Raw genomic sequence first — 15,351 nt, forward strand, 5'->3', positions numbered from 1 at the left:
GATGCGCTTTCAAAATAAGGCGGGAAGCCGCAATCACCGGCTGTCAGCGAATGATGGCAATGCGGCGATGCAGCCGCTTGACCACGTAAGACAGGCTGTAGCAGAGCACGAAGTACACCACGGCGGCCAGCAAATAAGCCTCTTCGGGTCGACCGTAATTCTTGCCGGCGGTCTCAAATCCCTTGAGCAGGTCATAGGCACCAATGGCATAGACCAGCGAAGTATCCTGAAACAAAATGATGGTCTGCGTCATCAGCACGGGCAGCATGTTGCGAAAGGCTTGCGGCAAGATCACCAGCTTCATGTTCTGCGCATAAGTCATGCCCAAGGCCCGGCCCGCAAAGACCTGACCGCGCGAAATCGACTGAATGCCGGCGCGCATGATTTCCGAAAAATACGCAGCTTCGAAGCAGATAAAGGTGATGACTGCCGAAGTTTCTGCACCGATGGAGCGGCCAATCAAAAAGGGCATCAGCAAAAAGAAGCCCAGAATCACCATGACCAGCGGCACCGAGCGCATGCCGTTGACATAAATGGCCGCCGGCAGGTCCAGCCATTTCTTGCCCGACAGGCGCATCAGCGCCAGCAGGGTGCCAAAGAACACACCGCCAAGGGTGGCGATAAAGGTCAGAAACACGCTGAAGTAAAAACCCTTGAGCACATAGGTGCTGATCAAGTCCCAGCGGTAGAAGGAAAAGTCAAGATTCAGCATGTCAGTGGCCTCCCGAACCCGTGGCGACGACCATGCCGGGAACGCGAATCTTGCGCTCGATGAACGTCATGATGCGGTTGATGGTCATGGCGCTGATGACGTAAAGAATCACCACACCAATATAAATTTCGATCTGCGCCGAGGTTTCCTCGCCGGCTTGCAAATAGAACTGGGTCAATTCCGGAATCGACACGGCAAAGGCCACTGCCGAGTTCTTGAAGATGTTCATCGACTCGCTGGTCAGCGGCGGCATGATGATGCGGTAAGCCATCGGCAGCAGCACATAACGGTAATACTGCGTTGTGGTCAAACCGAGCGCCATGCCGGCATAGCGTTGCCCGCGCGGCAGCGCCTGCAGGCCAGAGCGGAGCTGTTCGGCGATACGCGACGAAGTGAAAAAACCGAGCGCACACACCACCAGAATGAAAGGCGGAAAACTCTTCATGGGCGGAATCAGCTTGGGCAGCACGAAGTACCACAGGAAGATCTGCACCAGCAGCGGAATGTTGCGAAACAACTCAACCCATGCGTTGCCAAACCGGACCAGCCAAGGGCTGTCGGGCAAGGTTCGCATGGTGCCAATGATTGAACCCACAATCAGCGCCAGCAGCAGCGCAGACACAGAGACCGATACGGTCCAGCCCCAAGCTTGCAGCATCCACTGCAGATATGTCTGATCTCTTCCGGAGGCAAAACAGCCTGCGACCACTTCGTTGTCTATGGTGTTCTGGCAGAACACCTCCCAGCGCCAATTCGCCATGCTTTATTCCTCGGGACCTGTTGGTAGCTTTTGGCAATTTTGGCAAGCCAACGCCCGCCTGTCATGGCGGGCGAGGGCTTGCTTCATACCTGCTTTTATTTTTTGACGAAGTCTTCAGCTGGCCTGTTGTTCAGGTTCGCCCAGGCGGTTTTGGTTGCTTCCGACAGCGGCATGTTCAAGGAAACGTTGTTGGGTGGCACGGGCTGGACCATCCACTTGTCGTACAGCTTGGCCAGTGAACCGTCTTTCACTTGGCGCGCGATGCTGTCGTCGACGGCTTTCAGGAATTTCGGATCATCCTTGCGCACCATGCAGGCGATAGGTTCAATCGACAGCTCGGGGCCGACGATGGCGAAGTCCTTTGGATTCTTCGACTTGGCGATGTTGGCCGCCAGGATGGAGGCGTCCATCACGAATGCATCGGCCCGGCCTGCTTCGAGCAGCAAGAAGCTGTCGGCGTGGTCTTTGCCGGTGACTTCCTTGAACTCGATGCCTTGCGCGCGTTCATTCCTGCGCAAAATTTGCACCGAGGTGGTGCCGGTGGTCGTCGAGACGGTCTTGCCGTTAAGGTCTTTCAGGTCTTTGATGCCCGAACTCGTCTTGACTGCCATGCGCACTACTTCCATATAGGTGTTGTAAGCAAAGGCAACATCCTTGGCGCGGGCGGCGTTGTTGGTGGTCGAGCCACACTCGATGTCAACGGTGCCGTTTTGAACCAGAGGAACGCGGTTTTGCGAGGTCACCAGTACGTGGTTGACGGTAAGCGGCTTGCCGACATTTTTGCTCAGGTCGTCAATGATGCGTTCAGCCATTTCGGTGTGAAAGCCGACATACTTGCCGTTGCCCAACGTGTAAGACAGTGCGGACGAATCACGCACGCCCAGGTTGATGGTGCCGCTGGACTTGATCTTGGCAAGGGTGTCGGTATTCTGGGCAAATGCACCGCTGGTGGCGAGCAGGGCGACAGACAGGGCGACTAGCTTGAATTTCATGAAGTTTCCTTAGATTGAATCAATGAGTAACCGCCATTCTAGGGAGTTGTCAGAAGAATTACGTCGAGACTTACCCGCCCCTGACATCAATTTCTATAAAAAACAACTCTGTTTTACCTAAAACAGGGCTTTTCAATTGCGCTTTTTTAGTATCTAGGGAATAAGACCGCCGTGGCCGGGCTGCGCCTGCAAATAATTCCACAGCGCCTGGACATGAACTTTGGCCGCCATTTTGGGCGTGGGCCGCTCGCGGTAGACGCGCACATCCATGATCATCTCCAGCTCGCTTCCGGCCGCGCGAACCAGCTTTTTGGCGCGCACCTCTTTTTTGACCGCGCTGAGCGGCAAAAAGGCAATGCCGTGGCCTTCCAGTGCCATCGCTTTCAGGCCTTCGGCCATATCGGTTTCGTAAACCCGATCCAGATGAATCGGCGTGCTTGATTGCTTGAGGATCAAATCCACCATACGCCCCAAGTAGGCGCCCGGTGCATAACCCAAATACGGCAGCGGCTGGCTGGCGCGGCCTGGCAGGCAAAACTCGGGCTCGCCGGCGGCATTCGGACGGCAAAACGGTGCCAGCACTTCGCGCCCCAGCGACACCATTTCATAGCGCCCAGGGTCAAGCTGAAAAGGCTGGGAATCATGGTGATAAGAAATGAGCAGGTCGCAACTGCCCTCAACCAGGCGAAGCACCGCGTCATGCACATTGAGCGCAATCAGCCGGCTCTTGATGGGGCCGAACTTCTCGCGCAGGCTGCTGACCCAGGCCGGAAAAAAAGTGAAGGCCAGTGTGTGCGGCACGGCGAATTCGATGAAATCCTGGCCCGAAGACGTGTGGCCGCGCAGCATGGCGCGGGTCGATTGCAGGCTCTGCAACATTTCCAGCGACTGGTTGTAAAGCGTCTGGCCGGCTGGCGTCAGCCGCGTCGGGTAAGAGCTTCTATCGACCAGATCAGTGCCCGCCCAGGCTTCAAGCGCCTGGATGCGCCGCGAAAACGCCGGCTGCGTGACATGGCGCAACTGCGCAGACCGGCTGAAGCTGCGGGTTTCAGCGAGCGAGACAAAATCTTCCAGCCATTTGGTTTCCATGGGGAGATTATGAGAGCGTTTGACGAAAAAATCGCGACATCCTGAGCGGCTTGGTGACCGCCACAAAGCAGCCGAAGTGGCGTGACTGCGTGGTGACAGCCATGTCGTGGCGAGGGTCGGTGAGGGGCACCAACGACGCGCCCGCACTACCCAAGCCAAGGTCGCCAGGGAGGCGGCCGGCATCGCGCTGATGCGCAATGCTCTAGCTTCGTCGGCGTGGCGCTGCGCCGATGATGCTATCAAAATGATCGGTATCGGTGCATGCCTGGCGTGCGACAGGACGATTCAATGCAATTCCCTACGCCATGGACAGGCATAAACACATCCAAAATGCATCAATCCGAACCCGTGACTGCCGCCCGTCACTCACGCAGCGACTGCAGATTCAGGAGCGTGGCATGGCCTTGAGCACGCCGGCCCGGGTGATCAGATGCTTCATCTGGCGCGCCGCCTGGATCGTCAGGTGGTGCGGCGTGGAGCCCTGCTTGGGCGTGATGTAGGCCGCCAGGGCGCTTGCCAAGTCGAGTTGCCGATCGGAGGCTTCAGCCAGCAATGCGGTCACCAGGTTCTCCAGCGCGATCACGCGAAGTTGCAGTTGCTTCAGTTCGGCGTTTGTCAGATGCACTTCGGTTTGCACCGCGCCGGCGATGAAGACGTCCTGCGGGCAAGCCGGCCCTTCGCTCCCGTTGTTATCGCAGCGTGAAAGCCTCTCGCGAAGCTGCAGTGCGCGCGCTGTCCTGACAGCATCGTCCGCCTTCGCATCGACATCCGTGCCGGATTCGACAGCGGATGACGGGTGCACCGGAAGGTGCAAATCAAGGGCTGATTCAGGATCTTCCTCGCCCAGCATCGACTGGGGCGGTTCATCAGGCGATCCGGTCTGGTGCAATGGCGGGTTGCCCTGAGTGTTTGTCATCGAATGTTCCTTGCCATGAATTCTTTGCATTTTTCACCGCGACGAATCGCCCAGCGCACTGGTTCCTGGCCAACCTCGCTGCGAATCGGCCCGATCGACGCTCGACTTAGTGCTACTGTTTACCTTAAATTTGCCAGTATCCATGAAACCGTTGCTTCAGGAAGTAAAAATGAACACGAAACTTGTCACCAGCATCGAAACCGTCGCTCGTTCGCGGCTGGTTACGGTTCCCATCAACGCGCTGTTGATAGACGTAGCAACGCTGCTGTCCGATACCCACATCAGCCTGGTAATCGTTTGCGAGGCAGATGGCAGCATGGCGGGTGTTATCACCAAAACGAACATCGTGCGCTGTATCGGTCACTGCGCAGGCAGTGCTTGCACCACATCGGCCGCAAGCCTGATGACGCGCGATGTCACGTTTTGCCATCCCACCGATGACTTGACGGATGTCTTGGCAATGATGCAGGCGAGAGGCTTTGTCCATGTGCCCGTGGTCGATCAGCAGGCCGTCCCGTTGGGCGTCATCAACGCACGGGATGCGTTGCGCGAGCTGTTGACGCAAGAGCAGTACGAGGAATCGCTGATGCGCGACTACGTGATGGGGATCGGCTACCAGTAACAGCAAAGGCCGGCGGTCAGCGCCCCAGCAGTACGTCGTACAAAACCACTGCGTCGTTGTGCGCTTGGTCATGAGCGGAATAAACGAGCGTCAGCGGGCCAGATCGGGCCAATGAACGCAATTGGCCGACCAGCTCGGGCTCGCGGCGCAGCTCGTCCCGGTAGCGGCGACGGAACTCGCCCCAGCGCGCCGGGTCGTGGCCTAACCACTGGCGTAGTTCGGTCTGGGCGCGATCCTCTGCACCCATTGCCGTCACCGCCAAATGGGTCTTTGACACGCCGTGCACTCATAGCCGGTCGATCAGGATGCGGTGGCTGTCTTCTGCGGCAGCGCTCTCGTAGGCCTGCTTCAGAGCGACATGGCGGGCGGGAATGCGTGTCGCGCTCATAAATTAATGTTCTGTTCGGGCTTCGCTCAGGCAGGCGTTGTGGCGCTGACGTCGGACAAAGTAGTGGACTTCTTGCGATGCAGCGTTACAAGTGTCGGGAAGATCTTGCCCTGCCGCACTTCTTGGGCCCTGTGCTGCACACCGTGCTACAGGGCGATGGCAGCGGTCTTGAAGAACGGCCCCGCTGGCCCGTCGTCCAGCGCTGGCGGGTCGAGCCGTAGACACCGTGTGCCGGTGCCACGCCCTTGAGGTGAACCTCCTCACCGGCGATAACTGCCAGCGGCAACAGCATGATCGGCAGGTGAATAAGGGCGCGGGCATCTGTTGCAAGCGTATGGCCATGGTGTCGACTCCGGAAAGTTGCGTGAAACCTCGCGACGTTTGCTGCCCGGGCCGCTCTGGCGTTGGCGTTGGCGTTGGCGTTGGCGTTGGCGTTGGCGTTGGCGTTGGCGTTGGCGTTGGCGCTGGCGTTTTTACGCGTATTTCGTACACCCCTACTGCCTGCACCCCTTGCCCGAAGAGGTCGCGAACTGCGGCAGCCTTGATCTTCTGCGTCGTCGTCATCCGCTGTTTTAAGCGATGTTTAGGAAAAAAATGTAGGTAACGTCCTACGTTTGCGCATCGGCCCCTGTGGGAGACTTTATTTTCATTGGCGCAACGGGCTTGGTCCTCTGACAAATAGCCAAGAGAGCGAGCATTAATCAATCCTCACGCGATTGCAGATTTGACAGAAATGGAAACCGCTCATGGATCATGGGCAAACAAAGATTGTGAGAATTCGATGATGCTGACCTGCAGAACCAACTCCAGAAACCAACTGAAAATTGGCGTCCGAAACGATGATGTTCGCTTGAGTCCAGCCATGAGACTGGTTTTATGCGCCGGCAGTATCCTCGCAGGTTGGTACGCACTGCACTACCTTGGCCGGCGACTGACAGTATGCGTTTGTCCTATCGATGAGCAACTCACCCTGCGGGACAGCACATCAGACCGGCGTTCAGCTGCCCGCTGGGAAAACGAGGGCGGCGCGATGCTAATGGGGCACCACGACAACCCTGTATACCGGGAGTAGCTCAGTGATACTGGCTCGCAAGCGTTGTCCGCGTGCGCAGCTGCGAAATGCGGTGCTCCATTTCGAAGCGCTGTAGCGCTTTTAAAGCTCAACCAAAGGCATGCGCATGAAACATTCTTCCCGTCCTGTTTTCCTGAACTTGCTGCAGATCAAGATGCCAGTGGGCGCGCTCACTTCTTTTACGCACCGGGTGACAGGTGTTTTACTGGCGGCGAGCGTTCCCGTCGCCCTTTACCTGCTGGAGCTTTCGCTGCGCAATGAGCAGGGTTTTGATGACGCGAGTCGGCTGTTCGGTCATCCGGTTGTCAAGGTGGTTGTCTTCGTTGCGCTCTGGACGCTGGCCCATCACCTGCTGGCGGGTATTCGTCATCTTCTGTCTGACATGAGCGTGGGCTCGACCTTTGTGACCGCGAGGCGCAGCGCCTGGTGGGTCAACGTCGGCGGCTTGGCCCTGGCACTGGTCGCAGCAGGAGTCTGGTTGTGAAGGCGAAAATCTCCGGCTTGCCAGCGTGGCTGGTGCAGCGCGTCAGTGCCGTTTACATGTTGCTCTTCATTGTGTTCGCCGTGGCTTCCTTGTCGCTGCGCCCGCGTCACACGTACAGCGAATGGCACGCCTGGATCGCTCATCCGGGCATGTCGATCGCGCTTTTTATCTTTTTCGTGGCGCTGCTCGGGCACATGGGAGTGGGCTTGCGCGACGTGCTATTCGACTATGTGCGGCCGGCCCGGCTGCGTCCCGTGTTGCTGAACGTGCTGATCGCGGGCCTTCTCGGCATGGCCGCGTGGCTTGTCTGGATTCTCTGGCGCGCGCAGGGCTGAGTGCGTATGGCCTGGCAAAAGAAACAATGATCGAAAGCACTTCATGAAACTCTCCATTTCCCGCTACAACCCCGAGACGGACGAGAAGCCCTATCTGCAGGACTACGAGATCGAACTCGGCCACACCGACCACATGCTGCTCGACGTGTTGGTTCGACTGAAGGCACAAGACCCTACGCTGACTCTGCGTAAATCCTGCCGCGAAGGCGTTTGCGGCTCGGACGCAATGAATATCAACGGCCGCAACGGCCTGGCCTGCATCACGCGCGTCGCCGGCCTCAAGGAGCCGGTGGTGCTGCACCCGCTGCCCGGCTTTCCGATCATTCGCGACCTGGTGGTCGACATGACCAACTTCTTCCGGCAGTACCACTCGGTGACGCCCTACCTCATCAACGCCGAGCCGCCGCCGGAAAAAGAGCGTCTGCAGTCGCCGGCCGAGCGCGACAAGCTCAACGGCTCCTATGAATGCATCTTGTGCGCCTGCTGCAGCAGCCAGTGCCCGTCATACTGGTGGAACCCGGAGCAGTTTGTCGGCCCCGCCGGGTTGATCCAGGCCTACCGCTTCATCGCTGACAGTCGCGACCGCGCCACTGACGAGCGGCTGGACAACCTGAGCGGGCCCTACCGCCTGTTTCGCTGCCGCACCATCATGAACTGCGCCGAGGTTTGCCCCAAGGGCCTGGAGCCGGTGCATGCGATCGAGATGATCCGCCTGAGAATGCTTGGCGTGGAAAAAAACAACGGCTTGGAAACTCACCGCGTGCCGCCAATCAGGTAGCTATTGAATCCCTGGCGCGGGCTCCACTCGACTGGCAAGGGCGCTCCCGGCACCTGCAGCGCGTCGGACCGGTCTACGACAGGCGCTGCAGCGTTTCCATTGACAAGTCGAAGAGCGTCTGGCCGGTGAGTGTCGGCGGGGCCAGATAAGAACTGCACTGCATCAGAGAAATTTGGCCAGGCAACTCTGCGTGAGTAGAAATGCTACTTTATTAATAGCTATCTGCGCCCGTCACACAAGCACTAGACACCGGTTTCATCCAGAACCCGCTCGCTGGCTTGCTGCTGCATGGCCCACATGTCGGCATAACGACCATTTGCCGCCAGCAGTTCGGTGTGGTGGCCACGCTCGACGATGCGTCCGCCGTCCATCACCAAAATCTCGTGCGCATCGACCACCGTGGACAACCGGTGCGCAATCACCAGCGTCGTCTTGTTCTGCGCGGCAGTGCGCAATTCGCTTTGGATGGCGCGCTCGTTGGCCGAGTCCAGCGCCGACGTGGCTTCGTCAAAAATCACCACCGGCGGGTTTTTGAGCAGCGTGCGGGCAATCGCCACGCGCTGCTTTTCGCCGCCCGACAGCTTCAGGCCACGCTCGCCAACCATCGTCTGGTAGCCCGTCGGTGTCGAAACGATGAAGTCGTGGATGCGCGCGGCCTTGGCCGCAGCTTCGACCTCTTCATGCGTCGCGCCGGGTTTGCCGTAGGCGATGTTGTATTCGACCGTGTCGTTGAACAGCACCGTGTCTTGCGGCACGATGCCGATGGCCTGGCGCACGCTGGCCTGCGTGACGTGCTTGATATCTTGCCCGGCAATCGTGATGCGGCCTTCCTGCACGTCGTAAAAGCGGTAGAGCAAGCGGGCCAGCGTCGATTTTCCGGCACCCGACGAACCGACCACCGCCACGGTCTTGCCAGGCGGGATTTCAAAACTCACATTGTGCAGAATCGGCCGCGCCGGGTCGTAGGCAAAGCTGACGTTTTCAAAGCGCACGCTTGCGTTCAACCCGCCGCCCTCACCCCGGCCTTCTGCCAAAGGCAGAGGGAGAAATACCAAAGGCTGCGCGCCCGGCTCGTCGGCAATCTCGCGCTCTTTTTCCATCAGCGTGAACATTTTTTCCAGGTCGGTCAGGCTTTGCTTGATCTCGCGGTAAATCACGCCCAGAAACCCCAGTGGAATGTAGAGCTGGATCATGAAGGCGTTGACCATCACCAGGTCGCCCAGCGTCATCCGGCCATCGACCACGCCCTGCGTGGCGCGCCAGAGCATCGCCACCAGCCCGAACGCAATGATCAGCTGCTGGCCGGCGTTGAGCATGCTCAGGGTTTTCTGGCTGGTGATGGCGGCGGCGCGGTAACGCACCAGGTTTTCGTCGTAGCGTTTGGCCTCGAACTCTTCGTTGTTGAAATACTTGACGGTTTCGTAGTTCAGCAGCGAGTCCATGGCTCGGCTGCTGGCCAGCGAATCGAGCTCGTTCATGGTCTTGCGAAACTGCGTGCGCCAGTTGGTGACCAGCACGGTGAAGGTAATGTAGAACACCAGCGCAATCAGCGTAATGCCGGCAAACCAGACATCGAACTTGACCGCCAGCAAACTCAGCACCAGCGTCACCTCGATCAGCGTCGGGATGATGCTGTAGAGCGAATACGAGATTAGCGAATGCACGCCGCGCGTGCCGCGCTCAATGTCGCGCGTCATGCCGCCGGTCTGGCGCTCCAGATGAAAGCGCAGGCTGAGCGCATGCAAGTGGCGAAATACCTCCAGCGAAATGCGCCGTGCCGCGCCTTCGGTGGCCTTGGCAAACACCAGTTCGCGCAGCTCGGTAAACAGCGTGGTCGACAGCCGCAGCAGGCCGTACGCCACCAGCAAGGCCAACGGCACGACCAGCACCGCCTGCACATCGCCGGGCTTGAGGCTCAGGCTATCGACCAGGTCTTTGAGCAGCAGCGGCACGCCGACGTTAGCCAGCTTGGCGCCCAGCATGAAGGTCAGCGCGGCCAGCGCGCGCCACTTGTATTCCCACAGATAGGGAAACAGCCTTTTCAGCGTCGCCCAGTCGGAACGCGGCGGCACGGGCGTTGCCGGGCCGCCCGCCGTCACGGCAGGCGCAGGATACGAATCAGCGGTGGAAGCTCGGGAGCGCATAAGTCACAATCATTAGGGAGTCATTTTTCAAACCTCAGAGATTGTGCCTATGTCCCTCGAATCAAGCGCCCTGCCGGCCTCTGCCGCTACCGCCGCCCACGCTTCCCAGGCGGCCCACGCCCCAAGCGCCGTCGCCGACCCGGAAACCCGCGCCCTGCACGGCCAGTTGCCGACTGACAAGGAACTGGTGCTCAAGGTTATTCCGATGCCGCGCGACTGCAATGCCAACGGCGATATCTTTGGCGGCTGGGTGATGGCACAGATGGATCTGGCGGGCGCGGTGCTGCCGGCGCGTTATGCCGATGGCCGCATGGCCACCGTGGCGGTCAACCAGTTCATCTTCAAGCAGCCAGTGCGGGTGGGCGACATTTTGTCGTTTTTTGCCTCCGTCAGCCGCATCGGCAACACCTCCATCACGGTGCAGGTGGAAGTGTTTGCCGAGCGCTTCAGCGCGCAGGGCCGTTACATCAAGGTCACGGAAGCCAGCCTGACGTATGTGGCCATTGATCAGGCCGGCAGGCCGCGCCAGATTGCCAAGTCATGAGTGCTCTGTTTTTTATAGCATTGACTGCTGACAGGATATGCGCAAGCGGCATGTTTTATTCAAAATTCCAGTTTTCGATCAACGGCAGCGCCCTCTTTCCTGCGCCCAACGAGAATTTGTATGGCGGCTAGCGTGTGGCAACAGATTGGCGAGACGCTGGCGTCTGAGTTTTCCGACCTGGCCGATGCCGGGCAGGTCACGCGCATCTTGCTTCGCCTGACGCTGGCGGCGCTGCTGGGCGGCTTGCTGGGCATTGAGCGCGAGCAAAAAGGCAAGGCTGCCGGCGTGCGCACCCACATGCTGGTGGCGATGGGCGCGGCCCTGTTCGTGCTGCTGTCGCAGCAGGCTGGCATGCCGCCGTCCGACCTGAGCCGGGTGATCCAGGGCGTCATTGCCGGCATCGGTTTTCTGGGCGCAGGCACCATCCTCAAGGGCGACGACGAAGACAAGGTCAGGGGCCTGACGACGGCGGCCGGTATCTGGCTGACCGCCGCCATTGGCGTGGCGGCGGGCATGGGCCACGAATCAACCGCTGTGCTGAGCACGTTGCTGACGCTGGCCATCTTTACGCTGATGCCGCGTCTGGTGGCCTTGCTGGAAAAACCCGCACCGCAGGTCATCAACCCCAACGCGCCAAAAGACCCGCCTTAAAGCAGCCGCCAGCCCGCCGGCCTGCACGAGTTGTGTGCGCTGCCGGGCGGCGTGGGTTCAGCCCTTGACGCGCTGCGACACAAATTCGCCTTCGTAGTCCTTGGCCAGCGACAGCTTTTCAGACTCGCTCAGCACCTTGCCGGCCAACTGGAAAACGCTTTGTTCTTCGTCTTCCAGGTGGTGATAGATCTTGTGGTGCAGCGCCTTGGCCGTGACCAGCCAGCCCGGCGAGCTGAAGTCGGTGGCGTCCAGCTCCTCGATCAGCTTGTCCATCTGGTGATGTTCGGCGATGCCGTGGCGCGACGGCTCCTGCGTCATGTCATGCGCAATCAGCGGCACATAAAAAAACCGCTCTTCGGCGCAAGCATGCGCGCTGAGTTCGCGCTTGAGTTCCGTAAAAAGCGACGCCCTCTCAGGGCTGTCTCCCTGGGTCTGGATCAATTGGTCGGCCAGCGTGCGCTGGGTGACATGGCTGATACGCAATGCTTCAAAAATGTTCATTGCGCCATTATGCGGATCAGGCGGGCGCGGGTTGGCCAAGCATGATGGGCGCGCCACTTGCCTGGCCCGCACGCCGGCGATGGCGCTACTAAATAAATAGCTGCTTGCGCCCGTGCTGATTGCGCTACAAGCCAAAAATCTTGAATAAAAAGGTTTTCAGTCAAACCCCCGTCCAAACAGGCTAAATTAGACCCCATGAAAAAAATTCTGATCTTCGGGGGCACCGGTTTTGTCGGTACGCAGGTTTGTGAAAAACTCAACCAGTCGTCATGCCGCGTGACCGTGGCCACGCGCCGCCGCGAGCATGCGCGCCACCTGCAACTGCTGCCGCTGGTCGATGTGATCGAAATCGACCTGAATGACAGCGCTGCGCTGGCCGCGCTGGTGGCCGGACACGACGCCGTAGTCAACCTGATTGCCATCCTGCACGGCTCCGAAGAAGCGTTTCAAAAAGTCCATGTGCAGTGGCCGCTGACCTTGATTCGCGCCTGCAAGGCCGCTGGCGTGCGGCGCGTGGTTCATATCAGCGCACTGGGCGCGGCCATTGATTCGGCCTCGAAATACCAGCGCAGCAAAGCACGCGGCGAAGCTGCCCTGCTCGGCGCCGGGCTGGACGTGACGGTGCTGCGCCCGAGCGTTATTTTTGGCGCTGGCGACAGCTTTTTGAACACCTTTGCCAATCTGCAGCAGGTGTTTCCGGTGATTCCGCTGGCCGGCAGTGATGCCCGCTTTCAGCCGGTTTGGGTCGGCGACGTAGCCAGCGCGGTGGTGCGCTGCCTGGAAGACAACACGACCGACGGACAGGTGTATGAAGCCTGCGGCCCGCAGGTGTTTACGCTCAAGCAGCTGGTGCAACTGGCGGGGGGTTACGCCGGCATTAATCATGGCCAAGGCCGGCCCGTGATGGGCCTGCCCGACGCGCTGGCGCGCATTCAGGCTTTTTTCATGGAACTCGCACCCGGCGACCCGATGCTCAGCCGCGACAACCTGGACGCCATGAAAACCGACAACGTGGCCACCGGCAAGCTGCCCGGCCTGCAGGCGCTGGGCATCACCCCGGCCGCACTGGCCGCCATTGCGCCGACCTATCTGGGCGCGCGCGGGCTGCGCAGCGGCTTGATGGCCAAACGTAAAACCGCAGGCCGTTTTTAGATTTGGCAGGTGCCTGCGGGGGTCGCTTCGCGTGGTTTTCTGCTCCCCGAGGGGACTGAACTTCGCGGGTGGCGGTCCGACGCTTTATTCGCATCCCCGCGCTGGTCGCAGCGCAACTTTCCCCACTTTCACCCTTTTTTGTAAAACGGAGACTCCATGCGCAAGCTCTACATTGGCAATAAAAACTATTCCTCCTGGTCGATGCGCCCGTGGGTGCTGCTCACGCAGGCAGGCATTCCTTTTGAGGAAATCGTCATCCGTTTCGACTCGTTTGACGCAGGTTCTGACTTCCGAAAAGCCGTCAGCAGCTTGACGCCGGCGGGCAAAGTGCCGGTGCTGGACGATGAGGGCCTGGTCATCTGGGACACGCTGGCGATTGCCGAGTATCTGGCCGAGCGTTTTCCCGACAAACAACTCTGGCCGCACAGCGTTGCAGACCGCGCCCGGGCGCGCAGCATTTGCGCCGAAATGCACAGCGGTTTTGCCGCCCTGCGCAGCGCCTGCCCGATGAATATCGAGGCCGACCTGCGCGCCACCGGCCAGTTGATCTGGCGCGACAAACCCGCCGTGCGCGCCGATGTGGCGCGCCTGGTCGCCATGTGGCAAGAACTGCTGGCCGCACACCCGGGCGGCATGCTGTTTGGCGAATTTGGCATTGCCGACGCGTTTTATGCGCCGGTATGCATGCGCCTGAAAAGCTACGCCCTGCCGGTGCCCGATGACATTGCCGCCTACATCGAACGCTTGTGCGCCCTGCCCGGCGTGAAAGCCTGGATAGACGGCGCGCTGGCTGAAAACGACTTTCGCGAATTTGAAGAACCCTACCGCCTCGAACGCTGAATGCCCCAATCACCCGCAGCGCTTCGCTAAACTGCCCGCATGAAAATTTACATGGTGGGTGGCGCGGTGCGCGACCAATTGCTCGGCCTGCAAGTCGCAGACCACGACTGGGTGGTGGTGGGCGCAACGCCCGAAGCCTTGACAGCGCAAGGCTTCTTGCCGGTGGGCAAGGACTTTCCGGTGTTTTTGCATCCGCACACCCGCGAAGAGTACGCACTGGCGCGCACCGAGCGCAACACGGCGCGCGGCTACCGGGGTTTCGAGGTCTACGCCGCGCCCGACGTGACGCTGGAGCAAGACCTGGCGCGGCGCGACCTGACTATCAATTCAATAGCTGCCCCCGCCCATCCAGAAAGCGCCAGCGGCACATTTGAGCCTGATTTCGGGGCGTTGGTCGATCCTTACGGCGGACAGCGCGATTTGCAGGCCAAAGTGCTGCGCCATGTCACCGACGCCTTTCGCGAAGACCCGGTGCGCATTTTGCGGCTGGCCCGGTTTGCGGCGCGCTTTGCCGATTTTTCGGTCGCGCCGGAAACCGTGGCGCTGATGCACGACATGGTGGCGCAGGGCGAAGTCGATGCGCTGGTGCCCGAGCGCGTCTGGCAAGAGCTGGCGCGCGGCCTGATGGAAAAGCAGCCTTCGCGCATGTTGGAGGTGCTGCGCGACTGCGGCGCGCTGGCCCACCTGCTGCCCGAAATCGACCGGCTGTGGGGCGTTCCGCAGCGCGCCGAATACCACCCCGAAGTCGACACCGGCATTCACCTGATGATGGTGCTCGACATGGCCGCGCAACTGGGCGCGCCGCTGCCGGTGCGTTTTGCCTGCCTGTGCCACGACCTGGGCAAAGGCACCACGCCCGCCGACATGCTGCCGCGCCACATCGGCCACGAAGAGCGCAGTGCCCGCTTGCTGAAAGGCGTTTGCCAGCGACTGCGTGTGCCGGTGGAATGCCGCGAAATTGCCGACGTGGTGGCGCGCGAACACGGCAACATTCACCGCAGCAGCGACTTCAGCCCCGCCGCCGTGGTGCGCCTGCTGGAGCGCTGCGACGCGTTTCGCAAGCCGCAGCGGTTTGCCGACATTTTGCTGGCCTGCGAATGCGATGCGCGCGGGCGGCTCGGACTGGAAGAATCACCGTATCCGCAGCGCCCCCGGCTGCTGCAGGCGCTGAGCGTCGCCCAGGCCGTGGCCACCGACGTCATCGCCGCCGAAGCGCTGGCCGCTGGCCAGAGTGGCCCAAAAATTGGCGAGTGGATTCACCGGGCGCGCGTGGCAGCGGTCAAGCAAAGCACCGACAGCGCACCTGCGACTGTGGCCACGCCTTGACGCGCTGGCGTGCATCCATTTTGGTTTACCCGCGCTATTTTTAAG

Annotated in this window: 17 protein-coding genes; 9 read left to right on the forward strand and 8 right to left on the reverse strand. The window is 60.2% G+C overall.

Annotated features, from left to right (window positions below):
- Positions 1 to 43: 43 nt before the first annotated feature.
- The 5 genes from RCH06_RS06520 to RCH06_RS06540 form a co-directional block, all read right to left on the reverse strand.
- The gene (locus RCH06_RS06520) at positions 44 to 712 is read right to left on the reverse strand and encodes an amino acid ABC transporter permease (RefSeq protein ID WP_327080627.1); all 669 of its coding nucleotides are present in this window, start codon (positions 710 to 712) and stop codon (positions 44 to 46) included.
- A 1-nt stretch (position 713) separates the two neighbouring features.
- The gene (locus RCH06_RS06525) at positions 714 to 1,472 is read right to left on the reverse strand and encodes an amino acid ABC transporter permease (RefSeq protein ID WP_327080628.1); all 759 of its coding nucleotides are present in this window, start codon (positions 1,470 to 1,472) and stop codon (positions 714 to 716) included.
- A 95-nt stretch (positions 1,473 to 1,567) separates the two neighbouring features.
- Positions 1,568 to 2,464 carry a transporter substrate-binding domain-containing protein gene (locus RCH06_RS06530; protein WP_327080629.1) on the reverse strand — a complete coding sequence of 299 codons (897 nt, stop codon included), beginning with the start codon at positions 2,462 to 2,464 and terminating at the stop codon, positions 1,568 to 1,570.
- A 153-nt stretch (positions 2,465 to 2,617) separates the two neighbouring features.
- Entirely contained in the window at positions 2,618 to 3,553 is a 936-nt protein-coding gene (locus RCH06_RS06535; protein WP_327080630.1) for a LysR substrate-binding domain-containing protein, read from the reverse strand.
- A 385-nt stretch (positions 3,554 to 3,938) separates the two neighbouring features.
- Positions 3,939 to 4,469, reverse strand: coding sequence for a hypothetical protein (locus tag RCH06_RS06540; protein WP_327080631.1), 531 nt, complete (start codon positions 4,467 to 4,469; stop codon positions 3,939 to 3,941).
- A 169-nt stretch (positions 4,470 to 4,638) separates the two neighbouring features.
- Here RCH06_RS06540 and RCH06_RS06545 point away from each other — a divergent pair, with 169 nt between their 5' ends.
- Positions 4,639 to 5,091 (forward strand): CBS domain-containing protein, encoded by a 453-nt coding sequence (locus RCH06_RS06545; protein WP_327080632.1) that lies wholly within the window; start codon positions 4,639 to 4,641, stop codon positions 5,089 to 5,091.
- 16 nt (positions 5,092 to 5,107) lie between these two features.
- Here RCH06_RS06545 and RCH06_RS06550 read toward each other — a convergent pair whose 3' ends face one another.
- Entirely contained in the window at positions 5,108 to 5,368 is a 261-nt protein-coding gene (locus RCH06_RS06550; protein ID WP_327080633.1) for a DUF488 domain-containing protein, read from the reverse strand.
- 1,289 nt (positions 5,369 to 6,657) lie between these two features.
- Here RCH06_RS06550 and sdhC point away from each other — a divergent pair.
- The 3 genes from sdhC to RCH06_RS06565 are packed head-to-tail and all read left to right on the forward strand — an operon-like array spanning position 6,658 to position 8,148.
- Entirely contained in the window at positions 6,658 to 7,035 is a 378-nt protein-coding gene (gene sdhC / locus RCH06_RS06555; protein WP_327080634.1) for a succinate dehydrogenase, cytochrome b556 subunit, read from the forward strand.
- The gene (sdhD, locus tag RCH06_RS06560) at positions 7,032 to 7,370 is read left to right on the forward strand and encodes a succinate dehydrogenase, hydrophobic membrane anchor protein (protein ID WP_327080635.1); all 339 of its coding nucleotides are present in this window, start codon (positions 7,032 to 7,034) and stop codon (positions 7,368 to 7,370) included. The genes sdhC and sdhD overlap by 4 nt, the downstream gene beginning before the upstream one ends.
- A 43-nt stretch (positions 7,371 to 7,413) precedes the next feature.
- On the forward strand, positions 7,414 to 8,148 hold the full coding sequence (locus tag RCH06_RS06565; protein WP_327080636.1) for a succinate dehydrogenase iron-sulfur subunit: 735 nt from the start codon (positions 7,414 to 7,416) through the stop codon (positions 8,146 to 8,148).
- A gap of 242 nt (positions 8,149 to 8,390) precedes the next feature.
- On the opposite strand, the gene RCH06_RS06570 is transcribed toward RCH06_RS06565, so the two are convergent.
- Complete coding sequence (locus tag RCH06_RS06570) at positions 8,391 to 10,292, reverse strand: ABCB family ABC transporter ATP-binding protein/permease (RefSeq protein ID WP_327080637.1); 1,902 nt, start codon at positions 10,290 to 10,292, stop codon at positions 8,391 to 8,393.
- 49 nt (positions 10,293 to 10,341) lie between these two features.
- On the opposite strand from RCH06_RS06570, the gene RCH06_RS06575 reads away from it, so the two are divergent.
- Positions 10,342 to 10,836: an acyl-CoA thioesterase gene (locus RCH06_RS06575; protein WP_327080638.1), complete on the forward strand. Its 495-nt coding sequence runs from the start codon at positions 10,342 to 10,344 to the stop codon at positions 10,834 to 10,836.
- Positions 10,837 to 10,956: 120 nt separating this feature from the next.
- Complete coding sequence (locus RCH06_RS06580; RefSeq protein ID WP_327080639.1) at positions 10,957 to 11,487, forward strand: MgtC/SapB family protein; 531 nt, start codon at positions 10,957 to 10,959, stop codon at positions 11,485 to 11,487.
- A gap of 57 nt (positions 11,488 to 11,544) precedes the next feature.
- On the opposite strand, the gene RCH06_RS06585 is transcribed toward RCH06_RS06580, so the two are convergent.
- Positions 11,545 to 11,988: a hemerythrin domain-containing protein gene (locus RCH06_RS06585; RefSeq protein ID WP_327080640.1), complete on the reverse strand. Its 444-nt coding sequence runs from the start codon at positions 11,986 to 11,988 to the stop codon at positions 11,545 to 11,547.
- 195 nt (positions 11,989 to 12,183) lie between these two features.
- On the opposite strand from RCH06_RS06585, the gene RCH06_RS06590 reads away from it, so the two are divergent.
- The 3 genes from RCH06_RS06590 to RCH06_RS06600 all read left to right on the forward strand — a co-directional run bounded on the left by RCH06_RS06590 (position 12,184) and on the right by RCH06_RS06600 (position 15,306).
- A complete protein-coding gene (locus RCH06_RS06590; protein WP_327080641.1) occupies positions 12,184 to 13,140 on the forward strand; it encodes a complex I NDUFA9 subunit family protein in 957 nt (318 codons plus the stop codon).
- 156 nt (positions 13,141 to 13,296) lie between these two features.
- A complete protein-coding gene (locus tag RCH06_RS06595) occupies positions 13,297 to 13,980 on the forward strand; it encodes a glutathione S-transferase family protein (protein WP_327080642.1) in 684 nt (227 codons plus the stop codon).
- 39 nt (positions 13,981 to 14,019) lie between these two features.
- Positions 14,020 to 15,306: a multifunctional CCA addition/repair protein gene (locus tag RCH06_RS06600; protein WP_327080643.1), complete on the forward strand. Its 1,287-nt coding sequence runs from the start codon at positions 14,020 to 14,022 to the stop codon at positions 15,304 to 15,306.
- The last annotated feature ends 45 nt before the right edge of the window (positions 15,307 to 15,351 follow it).

Origin of the sequence: Polaromonas sp. CG_9.5, assembly GCF_035984465.1 — a bacterium.
Taxonomy (GTDB): Bacteria; Pseudomonadota; Gammaproteobacteria; order Burkholderiales; family Burkholderiaceae_C; genus Polaromonas.